The sequence below is a fragment of the Oceanobacillus sp. J11TS1 genome (genome assembly GCF_018333215.1).
Taxonomy (GTDB): Bacteria; Bacillota; Bacilli; order Bacillales; family Amphibacillaceae; genus Oceanobacillus.
This window is the reverse complement of record NZ_BORO01000001.1, coordinates 195,207-208,227: the sequence shown is the minus strand read 5'-3', so window position 1 is coordinate 208,227 and position 13,021 is coordinate 195,207. Positions and strand designations below refer to the sequence as shown.

Below are 13,021 nucleotides of genomic sequence, written 5' to 3'. Positions count from 1 at the left end.
TATCCTTATTTTAACAGAGGTAATAACAGAATGCACGTTCTATCAGTTGATAATTTAAGACATACAAAAAAGCCTACATGAAGCGTAGACTTTAATTGTTGTATTGTTCACTTTAAGAAAATATAAAGGAAGGAAAGCGTAAAGTATAAGCATCCCTCGGGCAATCGTTATTTTGTAAATTGATGAAGCACGTCCATCAATTCTTCAATCGCTTCATCGCCCTCTCCGGATTTAACTGCATCACTGACACAATGTTTCACATGACGTTCTGCTACTTCAAATCCCACACGCTTCAAAGCAGAATTAATGGCACTAATTTGAACAAGAATATCCACACAATATCTATCTTCGTCAATCATTTTTTGAATCCCGCGAACCTGTCCTTCAATACGTTTTAAACGATTTGTAACTGCTTTTTTCTCAGCTTCTGTTCGTGGTTTCATTGTATGTTCATGCAAGGAATCCATCGTATCCCTCCTTTGTTCTTCACCTTTAAAATACCACCCAGCCGTATATATGTCAATTAGGATTGCCTTGACTAAAAGAATCAGAGGAGGCTGTATAAGTATATTCGTCACTGGACTCTCCTTTAAAAAAATCCGCGTTCTTCTCAAAAGCTGTATACTTAAACCCTAATCGTTTAACTAATTCAATTGATTTTGTATTTCTAGCATCTATACATGCTTCAAATTTAACAACTCCATGTTCCTCTATCAATTTAGAAATCATCAACCTTAAGGCTTGTGTGGCATATCCTTTCCCCCAGTAAATCGGGTTTAGAAGATAAGCAATAGATGCTTTGTTGCTATTTTGGAATATTGTCGCTTGAATAGTTCCGATATACTTTGATATTTCATTATCAAATAAAGCATAATTAAACCATAGTTCAGATAAATGTTCTGGAGCTCCGTGAGATAAGAAATCAAATTTATCGATTAGAGATTTCTCACTTTTTGGTGGTTCTTCAGGGATATATGTATAAATTTTTGGATCTTTTAACACCTCAAATAATCTTGAAGCGTGTTCTTTCTGTAATGGCTCTAATTTTAATGTATTAAATACATGTTCATCTCTCATATAACTCTCCTTAAATTTCTTAAACAACCTCACCGCTGCTCAACAGTAGTTCTGGCCCTTTCCTTGCACAACTGCGGGCAGAAACTCTAGGCTTCCATTTAGTAAATAGATGCGTAAACTGGTTTCCACTAGTATTTCAGTTTTTTATTTTTTCGTGCTTTTATCTTTTGCTTTAACAAAAAATAAGTTTATCTTAATTATTTTCATTTCTAGTTTAATTTGTGCAGGGTGTTAGTAATTATTTTGTTTTTTAATTCCTAAATAATTTAACCACATGAAACATTTTTCTTGTACCACTTTCATGTATCAAAAGCCTCCATGTAAAAGACCATGAAGGCTTTGGAGATCTATTCTTTTTTCGATAAATTGATAGCACGTTTTAAATCTTTTAGTGAACCGGATTTTCCATACATCAATACGCCGCCTTTATAGACACGTGCTGCCAATGCGGCAAATAAAGCTATCGTTAAAATGAGAATTCCAATGGACAAGCCAACTTCCCAGAACGGAATATTCAGCATGCCGATACGTAAAAACATAATCATTGGTGCAAAGAATGGAATATAGGATGTAACGGTAATAAGGGTTGATTCCGGCATACTTAATCCCGTCATTGCAAGAATAAACGCGATAACAATAATCATTATCATCGGTGTAATCAACTGATTGACATCCTCAATTCGGCTTACTAAAGATCCAAGCATTGCTGCTAAAGTTGCGTATAAGAAATAGCCTAACAAGAAAAACACAATCGCATAAATATAGATAACCGGATTATTATTCGTCAATCCCATTACTTCGAAAAATTCACCAGCCATTGTGTCGGCATTCGCTTGAATCGCAAAATAACCTCCACCCAGCAAAATAATAATTTGCGTCAAACCTAGCAGACCAATCCCAACAATCTTTGCAAACATATGTGTAATTGGTGAAGCGCTAGAAATGAGGAGCTCCATCACACGAGAAGATTTTTCTGTCGCTACGTCTGTTGCAATCATCTGTCCATAAATAAGAACGGTCATATAGAGAATAAATAGCATCACATACACTAAGCCCCTTGACTGATTCATTTCCTCTGCTGTTCTTGCATTATCATCTAACTGTTCTGTTTGTATATTAACAGGGGCGTAAATCGTTTCCAGTGTCGCTTGATCCATTCCTGCCTGCTGTGTTCCGACAATGACTTTAAGCTGTTGCAGTATCTGCTCAATCTCCACTTGTTCTCCCATCTCAGAAATACGATTTGCATAGTAGTTTCCTTCTGGCAAGTTATTTTCATCTGTAGTAACAATAAGTAAGCCTTCATATTCTTCATCCATTACTGCTTTTTTAGCTACTTCCTCTGTTCCTTCAAAATATTCAAAGTCAATTCCAGTACCTTCACTTAACCCGCCATTTTGCAAATAATCATTGTAGCTTTCTGTTTCATCAATGACAAGGATATTCTCTGATGAATCCTCATCACTTGAAAACATATCAATAATGGAAGGTAAATTCGCTAAACCAACGATAATTGCCAGTGTAATAATCGTAGTAATAATAAAAGATTTCGATTTCACACGCGAAAAATAAGTATGACCGACAATTGTCCAGAATTTATTCATAAGAGGCACCTACCTTTGCAATAAAAATATCATTTAAAGATGGCTCTTCGATTTCAAATTTGCTTACAAAGCCTTTCCCCTGTAAGGAAGCAAAGATATCTTGTGCCACCTGCTCATTATCCACATGCAAGGTACAGCCTTCTGGCAATGCTTTATAGGAGGTTACGCCTGGATAATCTTTTAAAAATTCCATCGAAAATTCACCGCGAATGCTTAGATTTTTCTTACCAAATTCTTTTTTAATATCACGCAAAGATCCATGCACAACAGGCGTACCCTTCTGCAGAATACAAACATGCTGGCACATTTCCTCAACATGCCCCATCTGATGGGAGGAAAAAACAATCGAGGTACCCGCATTTTTTAAGTCTACTACCGCTTGCTTCAGCATTTCTACATTTACTGGATCCAGTCCCGAAAATGGTTCATCTAAAATTAATAACTTTGGTTCATGGATAACTGCCGATATAAATTGGATTTTCTGCTGATTACCTTTGGACAATTCCTGGACTTTTTTATCCAAATATTCAGGCACCTTGAATCGATTCAGCCATTCATCAAGTTTCTGAAGAATGTCATGTTTTTTCATTCCTCTTAAGCGTCCTAAATAAATGATCTGTTCTTTTACAGTTAATTTGGGGTACAATCCTCTCTCTTCCGGTAAATAACCAATCAAGTGGCTTTGTTGATAAGAAATTGGATTCCCCTGCCAAGTTATCTCGCCTTCTGTTTTATCTAACAGTCCAAGGATCATTCGAAATGTGGTTGTCTTACCCGCTCCATTCCCTCCTAAAAAGCCAAACATTTCACTTTCTGGGATCTCCAGAGATAAATCATTTACAGCAGTGTGTGTTCCAAACCGCTTTGTTACATTTGATAATTTCAGCACATATTTCTCTCCCTTCATCGTGTAATACGTACAAAGCATCGAATGGTTTCATTTTTTTACATTCATGATACCATGCTAACTTCCTTGCCTCTATATGTAAATCTTCTTTTTCATAAATGAATTCTACTTCATATTAATTGCAGTAATTATTCAGAATGGTTTACAATAATAGTTAAAACGCTTTCAAAATAAAGGAGGGTTAAAATATGGGCACGTATTATTTAACGGTATTTTCAAAGACTGGAGAAAAATTACTTGATGAGCAGTTTAACGCTTCCACTGATTCAGAAGCAAAAGAAATTGGGACAGAAAAACTTCATAAAGAAGGTTATACAGAACATACGCATCGCTGTGTAAATCCAAATGCTAAGCTAGTTCTATTTCATCGTTAAAAAATCCCCGCCGCTGCAAAATGATGCAACGGCGGGGTATTTATTCCATCAGTTTTTCTTACTCAGCGGATCCATAAAGTTCTTCTAATGGTTTTGTAATAATTTGTGAGATTTCATTGATTACGTTGTTTAACTTTTGCTCTTCTTCCATCAACTTAGAGATTGCTTCGTGTTGTTGGACAGTCTCAACAACCTGGCGTGCTTTTTCAATTTCTTCTTCCGAAATATCTAAGCCTTGCATATGTTTTTCTTGTAAGTTTAATTGTGTATCGCGAAAGTTTTCAAACATTTGCTTTGCGGAAGCATCGCTCATCACTGCATCGTATGCTTGTTTTAAATCTTGAAATTCTTCGCTCTCACGTAATGCTTGCTCCAATTGGTTTGCTTGATCTTGTAAATTTGCCATTAAATAAATTCCTCCTTCATTTTCTCTTGCTACTATAACAAAGCTATTAACGTATGTATAGCCATATCTTTCTAAATGTTTATAAAAAATAACTTCAGGTTGTTAACTTCATAGTATAATGAAGAGGAAATATCAAATAGAGAATATAAATTGAAACAGACTTACTTCAAGGTGGGATAAAATTGAATTTACAACGTTTGAAAAGACTTTTCCCTAGTATGACAACCCTTCCAAAAAATCAAAAGGAAATAGATTCTAACTATCTATGGTACCAATTAGATAATACAATTATTGGCATTGATAAAAAGGAGATAACAGAAAGAGATAAAATGCTTTTAGGAACCTTTCTTACAGCTTATCAAATTCATTTACCAGCCCAAACACCAAAAGAGAAAGAATGGGAAAAACGGATACGGGTAAGAAGAAATAAACACCTCGGTAAAGAGGGACGCTACCGTTTTATCTTTTTTCAGGTTGTAAAAGGCCAATTCGAGGCTGCGATTTTTAAACAAACTTTGCAACAATTTTTTATGGGTGACCTGGTCATTCTATGGAATAACGGAAATGAAGGATTTATTATTGAGGACCGAGGCAGTTTTTTAGCAGAGGGCTTAACATATCATCATATTGCAGATACATTAATGAGTGAACTATACGTAAAGACGACTTTCTTTATTGGGCCTTACTTGGAAAATGATAAAGATTTAGAAGACTATATTCAACAAATAACACAAATGGCGGAAAGTAGCTTTCAAAAAATGGATACCGGGGTAGTGGAGTATACCCAAGCATACCCTTCTTTTCTTATTGAAATTCTCTCTTCTAAACAACAACAACATTTAAGTGAATGGATATTAAAGGAATTCACAACAGATCAAGAAGCCATAGAAACCATTCACATGTTCATCCAGTGTAATTTAAATGTTTCTGAAACAGCTAAAAAATTATACATTCACAGGAATAGTCTGCAGTATCGGCTCGATAAATTTTTTGAAAGTACAGGCATTGATATAAAGCAAATGGATAAAGCCTTCACTGTTTATTTAGCCATTTTAGCAAATATGCACAATTTCCATGACTAATTTTGTGCAAATTCTCTATTTTGTTTTCAATGCCTTTTCGATAAACTGAAATCAGTTACAAAAAGCGCTTTCATTTTAGGTGTTATTCTATTGATTGCAAACAATTGGGGGAAAGTAAAAATGGCAGAGTTAAAATTAGAGCATATTCAAAAGAAATATGATAAAGACGTTGTCGCAGTACAGGATTTCAATCTACATATTCAGGATAAAGAATTTATTGTATTCGTTGGTCCATCCGGCTGTGGGAAATCAACCACATTACGGATGATTGCTGGATTAGAAGAAATATCCAGCGGGGAGCTTTACATTGATGATAGATTAATGAACGATGTCGCTCCAAAAGACCGTGATATTGCGATGGTATTTCAAAACTATGCATTATATCCGCATATGAGCGTCTATGATAATATGGCATTCGGTCTTAAACTGCGGAAATTCAAAAAAGAGGAAATTAAACAGCGCGTAGACCAAGCAGCAAAAATCCTAGGCCTAGAAGCATACTTAGACCGTAAACCAAAAGCGCTTTCTGGCGGTCAAAGACAACGTGTCGCATTAGGACGAGCCATTGTACGTGATGCGAAAGTATTCTTAATGGATGAACCTTTATCAAACTTGGATGCAAAATTACGTGTGCAAATGCGTGCAGAAATCCAAAAGCTTCACCAGCGTCTGCAAACTACAACGATCTACGTAACACACGATCAGACGGAAGCAATGACTATGGCTACGAGATTAGTCGTTATGAAAGACGGGGTTATTCAGCAAGTCGGCGCGCCAAAAGACGTATATGATTTACCAGAGAACATTTTTGTTGGCGGATTTATTGGCTCACCGTCTATGAATTTCTTTACCGGAACGCTGAAAGGTAACAAATTCTACATTGGCGACAATACATTTTTGATACCAGAACCGAAGCTGGCACCTCTGCGCAGTCAAGGTTATGAAGGAAAGGAACTTATTATTGGGGTTCGTCCTGAAGATATTCATGATGAGTTAGTCTTCTTGGAAGCATCTCCTGACTCAAAGATTAAAGCGAAGATTGAAGTTGCTGAGTTAATGGGGGCAGAGTCTATTCTTTATTCCAGTGTCGATGGTCAAGAATTTGTGGCACGTGTTGATTCTCGTACAGATGTACAAGGTGGCGATGAACTAGATTTATCCTTCGACATGAATAAAGTACACTTCTTTGATAAGGATAATGAACAGCGCATCCGTTAATGCATTGATAAAGGGAGCTTATGAAAGCTCCCCTTTTTAGCCATTTTTATTTGATTAGTAAAATTATTGACCATGCATTTGTTGCTGAGCAGTCTGAACTAGGCGTTTTGTGATTTCTCCACCTACAGAACCGTTAGCACGAGAAGTTGAATCTGCACCAAGGTTTACACCAAATTCTTGAGCAATTTCATATTTCATTTGATCAAGAGCTTGTTGTACTCCAGGCACTACTAATTGGTTTGAGTTGTTGTTAGCCATGTTTATCACCTCCTGTACAAATATCTTCTGCATTTTTAGCCATCTTATGATAACTAATTTTTGGAAACAAAAAAAGAAATACTGAATCCCAATATAAGATTCAGCATTCCTCTAATATTTGTTATTTTGGATGTGTCATTTCTTCTGGTTTTACATATTCGTCAAATTGTTCCGCAGTTAATAAGCCAAGTTTAACTGCTGTTTCTTTTAATGTTGCATTATCTGCAAATGCTGTTTTTGCGATTTTAGCTGCATTCTCATAACCAATATGCGGGTTCAGAGCTGTTACCAGCATTAAGGAACCATGCAGGTTTTTCTCGATTTGCTCTAAGTTCGCTTCAATTCCAACAGCACAACGTTCGTCAAATGAGACGATGCTATCAGCGAGTAATTGACTGGATTGCAAGAAGTTATACGCAATTACTGGTTTGAACACATTTAATTCAAAATTCCCTTGACTCGCAGCAAATCCAATTGCTGCATCATTCCCCATAACCTGCGTAGCAACCATGGTCACTGCTTCACTTTGAGTTGGGTTTACTTTTCCAGGCATAATGGAGCTGCCTGGCTCATTTGCTGGAATTGTTATTTCTCCAATACCACAGCGAGGACCGCTTGCTAACCAACGAACATCATTGGCAATCTTCATCATATCAGCTGCTAACCCTTTTAAAGCACCGTGTGCGTATACTGTCTCGTCATGACTTGTTAACGCATGGAATTTATTCTTCGCAGATTTAAATGTTTTTCCAGTATATGCCGAGATCGCCCCACAAACTTTTTCTGAGAAATCTGGATGTGCATTCAATCCAGTTCCTACAGCTGTTCCGCCAATCGCAAGTTCGCGTAAGTGTTCGTTGCTTTCTTTAATCATGGTATATGATTTTTCTAACATGCGGTGCCAGCCGCTAATTTCTTGTCCTAATGTCAATGGCGTCGCATCCTGAAGATGTGTTCTGCCAATTTTTACAATGTCCGCAAATCTATTTTGCTTTTCTTCCAACGTATCCATTAATTGCTTAACGGCAGGCAATACGGTATCTTCCAGCTTTAATACAGCTGCAACATGCATTGCAGTAGGGTATGTATCGTTGGAGCTTTGCGATTTATTCACATCATCATTTGGATGAAGTTTTAATTCACTTCCCTGCTCTTTTAACCATTCATTTCCTACATATGCCAATACCTCGTTCACATTCATATTGGATTGTGTACCGCTTCCTGTTTGCCACACCACCAATGGAAAATGGTCATTTAACTTATCTGCTAATACTTGATCAGCAGCATATTTAATGGCTTCTGCTTTTTCTTCTTCCATTAAGCCCAGCTCAAAATTAGCAATTGCTGTACTTCTTTTTAATATTGCAAACGCTTTAATAATTTCTACAGGCATTGTTTCCTGGCCAATCGGAAAGTTTTGCTTGCTGCGCTGTGTCTGCGCTCCCCAATATTTGTCTGCAGGGACCTTGATTTCCCCAATCGTATCTTTTTCTATGCGATAATCCATCCTGATTCCTCCTTGAGCTTTTCCTGAATCCATATCTAGTGTATCAAATTTTTTGATTTTTTTCGATTTCTTTTTCATGATATGATACAAGAAACTTCATTTTTTTAAATTCACGAGCTTTTACCCTATGTTTCATACAATAAGAAAGGCGGAATGAATCTTGCCAAATATTTGGACCCATATTTTTTTCGTTGAAGATGCATGTACGTCATTATCCAGTAATTTACACAATTCATCCAATAGACAAGCTCTTTTCTTAGGAGCACAGGGACCCGACCCTTTCTTTTATTATCGGTTCTGGCCATGGCTTTCTAATCAAAAGGTTGGACAGTCAATTGGCAATGCATTGCATACAGAAAAATGCGGCCCTTTTTTAATGTATCTTATTGAGAAAGCACAACAAGCATCTGACGAGACAAAAGCCTACGTGATGGGGTTTTTGACACATCATTTTCTTGATCGCCACACGCACCCCTACATCCATTATTGTGCTGGATATAAAGGAAGCAAGCATCAAAAGTTAGAAACCATCATTGATACAAAGATGGCTTTAAAACATCGGCAAATGGAACTTTGGAAGCATCCGGCGTATATAGAAATTGATGTAGGCAAAACGTTACCGACTGAAATTTCACAACTATTAGATACGAGTATTCGTAAATTTTATCCTGGCCTGTCATATCAGCTATCAGATATTCAAACTGCTTATCAAGATATGATTGTTGCTCAAAAACTTTTTGCTGATCCGTCTGGATGGAAAAACAAGCTGCTAAAGCCATTTATTCAGTCCTATTCCCATCGGCCGGTTAACGAAAATATCGATTATCTTAATGAAGAAAAGGTACCTTGGATTCATTCTGCTACCGGGGAGATACATGCGGAAAGCTTTGAAGAATTGTATACAACTGCTCTAGACGATATTGTTAGTGTGCTTCCGGTTGTTACAGACTATTGGAATGACCCTACAGAATCTACAAAAAAGCAATTGAATCGACGCATCAGTAATATTTCATACGATACAGGGACACATCTGGCAAATAACTTTAAAAATCGTTTTAGTGTACCAATCGTATAGAAAGGAAAAGACACATGTTATTTCCTACTACCAGAATCAAATAACATGTGTCCTTGTCATTAACTCCCATTATTATTGGGGACGTATTTCTATTGCTTCATTTTTGTCAGAAGCTCTTTTAGCCTCTTCCACCCCTTTGTCGATATCCACGTATTTCAGGAGAATAATCCCAATAATAAAGAAGAAAATAAGAGACAAGATTCCTAAACGGCTATTCCCGGTTAGCTGTCCGATAAGTGCAAATACAAATGGCCCTATAACCGCTGCAAATTTGGACGAAATACCATAAAACCCAAAAAACTCAGCATGCTTTCCAGTCGGAATCATTCGACCAAATATAGATCTGCTCAATGATTGAGCTCCACCTTGGACCATCCCTACCACAATCGCTAAAATATAAAAATGTAATGCGGTATTCATAAAGAACCCAATAATAACAATGCCCAAATAAACATATAAGGTGATAAACAATGCTCTCTTTGCCGTAATTTTTGTCGCTAACCAACCAAAAAAGAAAGTAAATGGGATACCAACAAATTGAGTTATTAATAAGGCAATAATTAAGTCATTTTGACCGATACCTATTTCACTTCCATAGACGGTGGCCATTCGAATAATCGTTGAAATACCATCATTATAGAGCCAAAAAGCGATTAAGAAAATAATAAGCTGTTTGAACTGCTTCATTTCCCGAAAGGTATTTCCTACTCGTGAAAATCCAATAGATACATATGATTTCGTCCGTTCTTCGTTTTGCTTTTTCTCTTCTTTAATGTTTTTAAGCAATGGTATTGTAAAAATAAACCACCACACCCCTACAGAAGCAAGGGATATTCTCGTAGCCATTTCTGTATCTGGCAGTCCAAACCACGATGGATTTAAGATCATCATGACATTAATAGCCAATAAAACACCACCGCCAATATATCCATAGGCAAAACCGCCTGAAGATACTTTGTCTATCTCTTTTTTTTCCGCAATCTCTGGCAAGAAGCCGTCGTAAAATATATTACCGCCAGAAAACCCGATCGAACCAATAATAAATAGGATAGAAGCGAGTAAATAATCCCCTTCACTTATAAATATCATCAAGATACTTGCGGTAATCCCCATAAATGCAAAAAAACGAAGAAACTTTTTCTTTGCTGCTGAAAAATCACTGATAGCACCGAGAATTGGCGCAAGAATTGCAACGATTAATACAGAGATAGATTGTGAATAACCCCAATAGCTGGTAGCTAAATGATCATCTAGACCAGATGCAGCGACGGTTGAATAATAGACAGGAAGTACTGCTGCCATAATGGTTGTTGCAAATGCAGAATTCCCAAAGTCATACATCATCCAACTGCGCTGTATTTTCTTTCTCGACTTTGCATCCATCTTATCTCCCCCCTTACTTGCATTATAATCGATTTATTCGGCTAATCCTATCTATTTATGAAACAAATAAGAATTTAATTATTATTCAGAAATCAATCAATAAAAAGCGTAGGTACGCTTATTCCAAGCACCCTACACCTTTGAGAAAAAATTCATTAATCTTCCCATACATATTGTTTATAAACTTCACTATATTTCTTGAAATTCGTATAATTATTTGTTTCAATGGCCTGGTTTATTTCTTCTTCCAAGCAAGATTTATTCCAGCTAAAACAAAGCTCATCTAATAATAATTGTGCATACAGCTGATCTTCAAACGACAGCTCTTTTCTTGCAACAATCGGCTCTCCTACATACTGAAAAAAGCGATAAACAATTTTTTCTTGTTTCATGGAAGTTTCCCCCTTAAGCCTTTTTCCCATTATGCACAAATTATCAATAAATTTCAACGATAAAAACAACTCTATTGTCCAATCTATCTGCTGGGTCATCTTATTTTCTCATGGGGTTATCTATTTCCCTTCTGGTTATACTTTTCTAACGTGTAAAGTAAGTGGAAACAACAAATACTGACAAAGCAAGGAATGTTTCCCTAAGGAAAATATGCTTACAACTCTCAATAACTCTTCCCAAGGTCTTTTATGTTTCTCTAGACCCACCGATAGGAGATTTGGTAGACTATATAAGCTATCTTGATGAATGCACAGAACCCTGAAAAATAAGATGAAAATGAAATATGGTGGGATAAATATGAATAATCATAATGAAAACTTAAAAACTGGAGAAAAAGGGGCTTGGTTAAGCATTATTGCTTACATATTTTTAGCTGTGTTGAAGCTCTATATTGCCTCTATCGGAAATTCGGATGGCCTTCATGCAGACGGGTTAAATAACTTTACAGATATTATCGCTTCGATTGCTGTACTAGTAGGATTAAAAATTTCCCGAAAACCAGCAGATTCTGTTCACCGATATGGGCATTACAGAGCAGAAAGTATCGCTTCTTTATTTGCAGCGTTTATTATGATGCTTATTGGAATTCAAGTTATATTTAATGCAAGCCAGTCGCTTTATCTCTCTAACTATATGCAGCCAGATATGTTAACAGCATGGGTAGCCCTATTTGCTTCTGTTATTATGTTAGGCGTTTATCGTTATAACTTGAATTTATCTAGAAAAATACAAAGCAGTGCTCTTTATGCCGCAGCAATGGATAATCGCTCAGATGCTTTTGTAAGTATCGGTGTTTTTGTAGGGATTATTGGTGCTCAGTTTGGACTGTTTTGGCTCGATCCTGCCGTAGCTATATTAGTGGGACTAATCATTTGTAAAACAGCCTGGGATATTTTTAAAGATTCCACCATTACGTTAACAGATGGTTTTGATTATAAGAAATTGGACCAAATGAAGGAGGCTATAAGCACATTCGACAATGTAAAGGATGTAGCTGATATTAAGGGACGGATTCACGGAAATCAAGAGCTGTTAGATATAACCATCCTAGTGGATTCCACATTAAATGTAGCTGACAGTCACGCAATCACCGAACATATTGAAGACTATCTCTACAAAGAATACGGAATCTCACACGCATTAATTCACATTGAACCCTATGAAAAAGACAAAGAATGATTGACAAGAAATAAAACGAACGTTTCTCCGAGGATTTCGCATCTCGAAAACTCTAAAGAAATGTTCGTTTTATTTATGTATACATGAGACTTTAAGAAAGGGTGATGCTTGCTAAGGAGTGTTAGTGGTTAACTCGAATGATATCCTTCGGGATGTTGGTGACGTTTATTATGTCTGACAAAAACCATAAAAAATAATCCCTCACATGCGTTCGCTGCGCGCTGTACACTGGGTTGGAGCGCATATTACTCTTTTTCGAGCGCACCCACGCTGGGTTGGAGCGCATATACTCTTTTTCGAGCGCATCCACACTGATTCGGAGCGCATATACTCTTTTTCGAGCGCCTCACACTGGTCCGGAGTGCATTACTTCTTTTTCGAGCGCACCCAAACTGGGTTGGAGCGCATATACTCTTTTTCGAGCGCACCCACACTGATTCGGAGCGCATATACTCTTTTTCGAGCGCACCCACACTGGGTTGGAGCGCATATACTCTT

The 13,021-nt window shown here is 36.9% G+C and carries 14 protein-coding genes; 5 read left to right on the top strand and 9 right to left on the bottom strand.

The features are described 5' to 3' along the window. Positions 1 to 167: 167 nt before the first annotated feature. The 4 genes from KI343_RS01010 to KI343_RS00995 all read right to left on the bottom strand — a co-directional run bounded on the left by KI343_RS01010 (position 168) and on the right by KI343_RS00995 (position 3,588). Positions 168 to 467 carry a metal-sensing transcriptional repressor gene (locus KI343_RS01010; protein ID WP_212924563.1) on the bottom strand — a complete coding sequence of 100 codons (300 nt, stop codon included), beginning with the start codon at positions 465 to 467 and terminating at the stop codon, positions 168 to 170. A 52-nt stretch (positions 468 to 519) separates the two neighbouring features. Continuing rightward, a complete protein-coding gene (locus KI343_RS01005) occupies positions 520 to 1,077 on the bottom strand; it encodes a GNAT family N-acetyltransferase (protein ID WP_212924562.1) in 558 nt (185 codons plus the stop codon). Positions 1,078 to 1,424: 347 nt separating this feature from the next. Beyond that, complete coding sequence (locus tag KI343_RS01000) at positions 1,425 to 2,681, bottom strand: ABC transporter permease (RefSeq protein ID WP_212924561.1); 1,257 nt, start codon at positions 2,679 to 2,681, stop codon at positions 1,425 to 1,427. Beyond that, positions 2,674 to 3,588, bottom strand: a complete 915-nt coding sequence (locus KI343_RS00995; protein ID WP_212924803.1) for an ABC transporter ATP-binding protein — start codon at positions 3,586 to 3,588, stop codon at positions 2,674 to 2,676. The genes KI343_RS01000 and KI343_RS00995 overlap by 8 nt, the downstream gene beginning before the upstream one ends. Positions 3,589 to 3,776: 188 nt before the next feature. Here KI343_RS00995 and KI343_RS00990 point away from each other — a divergent pair, with 188 nt between their 5' ends. Next, positions 3,777 to 3,962 (top strand): YhzD family protein, encoded by a 186-nt coding sequence (locus KI343_RS00990; RefSeq protein ID WP_212924560.1) that lies wholly within the window; start codon positions 3,777 to 3,779, stop codon positions 3,960 to 3,962. 58 nt (positions 3,963 to 4,020) lie between these two features. Here KI343_RS00990 and KI343_RS00985 read toward each other — a convergent pair whose 3' ends face one another. Then, positions 4,021 to 4,368: a YlbF/YmcA family competence regulator gene (locus tag KI343_RS00985; RefSeq protein WP_212924559.1), complete on the bottom strand. Its 348-nt coding sequence runs from the start codon at positions 4,366 to 4,368 to the stop codon at positions 4,021 to 4,023. Positions 4,369 to 4,550: 182 nt separating this feature from the next. On the opposite strand from KI343_RS00985, the gene KI343_RS00980 reads away from it, so the two are divergent. Both KI343_RS00980 and KI343_RS00975 read left to right on the top strand, forming a co-directional pair. Continuing rightward, positions 4,551 to 5,450: a PucR family transcriptional regulator gene (locus KI343_RS00980; RefSeq protein ID WP_244856636.1), complete on the top strand. Its 900-nt coding sequence runs from the start codon at positions 4,551 to 4,553 to the stop codon at positions 5,448 to 5,450. A gap of 120 nt (positions 5,451 to 5,570) precedes the next feature. Then, positions 5,571 to 6,668 (top strand): ABC transporter ATP-binding protein, encoded by a 1,098-nt coding sequence (locus KI343_RS00975; protein WP_212924558.1) that lies wholly within the window; start codon positions 5,571 to 5,573, stop codon positions 6,666 to 6,668. Between the two features lie 63 nt (positions 6,669 to 6,731). On the opposite strand, the gene KI343_RS00970 is transcribed toward KI343_RS00975, so the two are convergent. Together KI343_RS00970 and fumC are read right to left on the bottom strand one after the other, a co-directional pair. After that, positions 6,732 to 6,926, bottom strand: coding sequence for an alpha/beta-type small acid-soluble spore protein (locus KI343_RS00970; protein WP_212924557.1), 195 nt, complete (start codon positions 6,924 to 6,926; stop codon positions 6,732 to 6,734). Between the two features lie 121 nt (positions 6,927 to 7,047). Beyond that, positions 7,048 to 8,433, bottom strand: a complete 1,386-nt coding sequence (gene fumC, locus KI343_RS00965) for a class II fumarate hydratase (RefSeq protein WP_212924556.1) — start codon at positions 8,431 to 8,433, stop codon at positions 7,048 to 7,050. Between the two features lie 160 nt (positions 8,434 to 8,593). Between fumC and KI343_RS00960 the strand changes: the two genes are divergently transcribed. Continuing rightward, the gene (locus tag KI343_RS00960; RefSeq protein WP_212924555.1) at positions 8,594 to 9,508 is read left to right on the top strand and encodes a zinc dependent phospholipase C family protein; all 915 of its coding nucleotides are present in this window, start codon (positions 8,594 to 8,596) and stop codon (positions 9,506 to 9,508) included. Between the two features lie 72 nt (positions 9,509 to 9,580). On the opposite strand, the gene KI343_RS00955 is transcribed toward KI343_RS00960, so the two are convergent. Beyond that, complete coding sequence (locus KI343_RS00955) at positions 9,581 to 10,891, bottom strand: MFS transporter (RefSeq protein ID WP_212924554.1); 1,311 nt, start codon at positions 10,889 to 10,891, stop codon at positions 9,581 to 9,583. 155 nt (positions 10,892 to 11,046) lie between these two features. Continuing rightward, complete coding sequence (locus tag KI343_RS00950; protein ID WP_212924553.1) at positions 11,047 to 11,283, bottom strand: hypothetical protein; 237 nt, start codon at positions 11,281 to 11,283, stop codon at positions 11,047 to 11,049. Positions 11,284 to 11,641: 358 nt separating this feature from the next. Here KI343_RS00950 and KI343_RS00945 point away from each other — a divergent pair, with 358 nt between their 5' ends. After that, entirely contained in the window at positions 11,642 to 12,523 is an 882-nt protein-coding gene (locus KI343_RS00945; protein ID WP_212924552.1) for a cation diffusion facilitator family transporter, read from the top strand. The last annotated feature ends 498 nt before the right edge of the window (positions 12,524 to 13,021 follow it).

Coding starts and splice junctions, on each gene's coding strand:
- KI343_RS01010 (WP_212924563.1), bottom strand. CDS start 467: ATGGATTCCTTGCATGAACATACAATGAAACCACGAACAGAAGCTGAG.
- KI343_RS00955 (WP_212924554.1), bottom strand. CDS start 10,891: ATGGATGCAAAGTCGAGAAAGAAAATACAGCGCAGTTGGATGATGTAT.
- KI343_RS00995 (WP_212924803.1), bottom strand. CDS start 3,588: ATGAAGGGAGAGAAATATGTGCTGAAATTATCAAATGTAACAAAGCGG.
- KI343_RS00950 (WP_212924553.1), bottom strand. CDS start 11,283: ATGAAACAAGAAAAAATTGTTTATCGCTTTTTTCAGTATGTAGGAGAG.
- KI343_RS01000 (WP_212924561.1), bottom strand. CDS start 2,681: ATGAATAAATTCTGGACAATTGTCGGTCATACTTATTTTTCGCGTGTG.
- KI343_RS01005 (WP_212924562.1), bottom strand. CDS start 1,077: ATGAGAGATGAACATGTATTTAATACATTAAAATTAGAGCCATTACAG.
- KI343_RS00945 (WP_212924552.1), top strand. CDS start 11,642: ATGAATAATCATAATGAAAACTTAAAAACTGGAGAAAAAGGGGCTTGG.
- KI343_RS00975 (WP_212924558.1), top strand. CDS start 5,571: ATGGCAGAGTTAAAATTAGAGCATATTCAAAAGAAATATGATAAAGAC.
- fumC (WP_212924556.1), bottom strand. CDS start 8,433: ATGGATTATCGCATAGAAAAAGATACGATTGGGGAAATCAAGGTCCCT.
- KI343_RS00990 (WP_212924560.1), top strand. CDS start 3,777: ATGGGCACGTATTATTTAACGGTATTTTCAAAGACTGGAGAAAAATTA.
- KI343_RS00970 (WP_212924557.1), bottom strand. CDS start 6,926: ATGGCTAACAACAACTCAAACCAATTAGTAGTGCCTGGAGTACAACAA.
- KI343_RS00985 (WP_212924559.1), bottom strand. CDS start 4,368: ATGGCAAATTTACAAGATCAAGCAAACCAATTGGAGCAAGCATTACGT.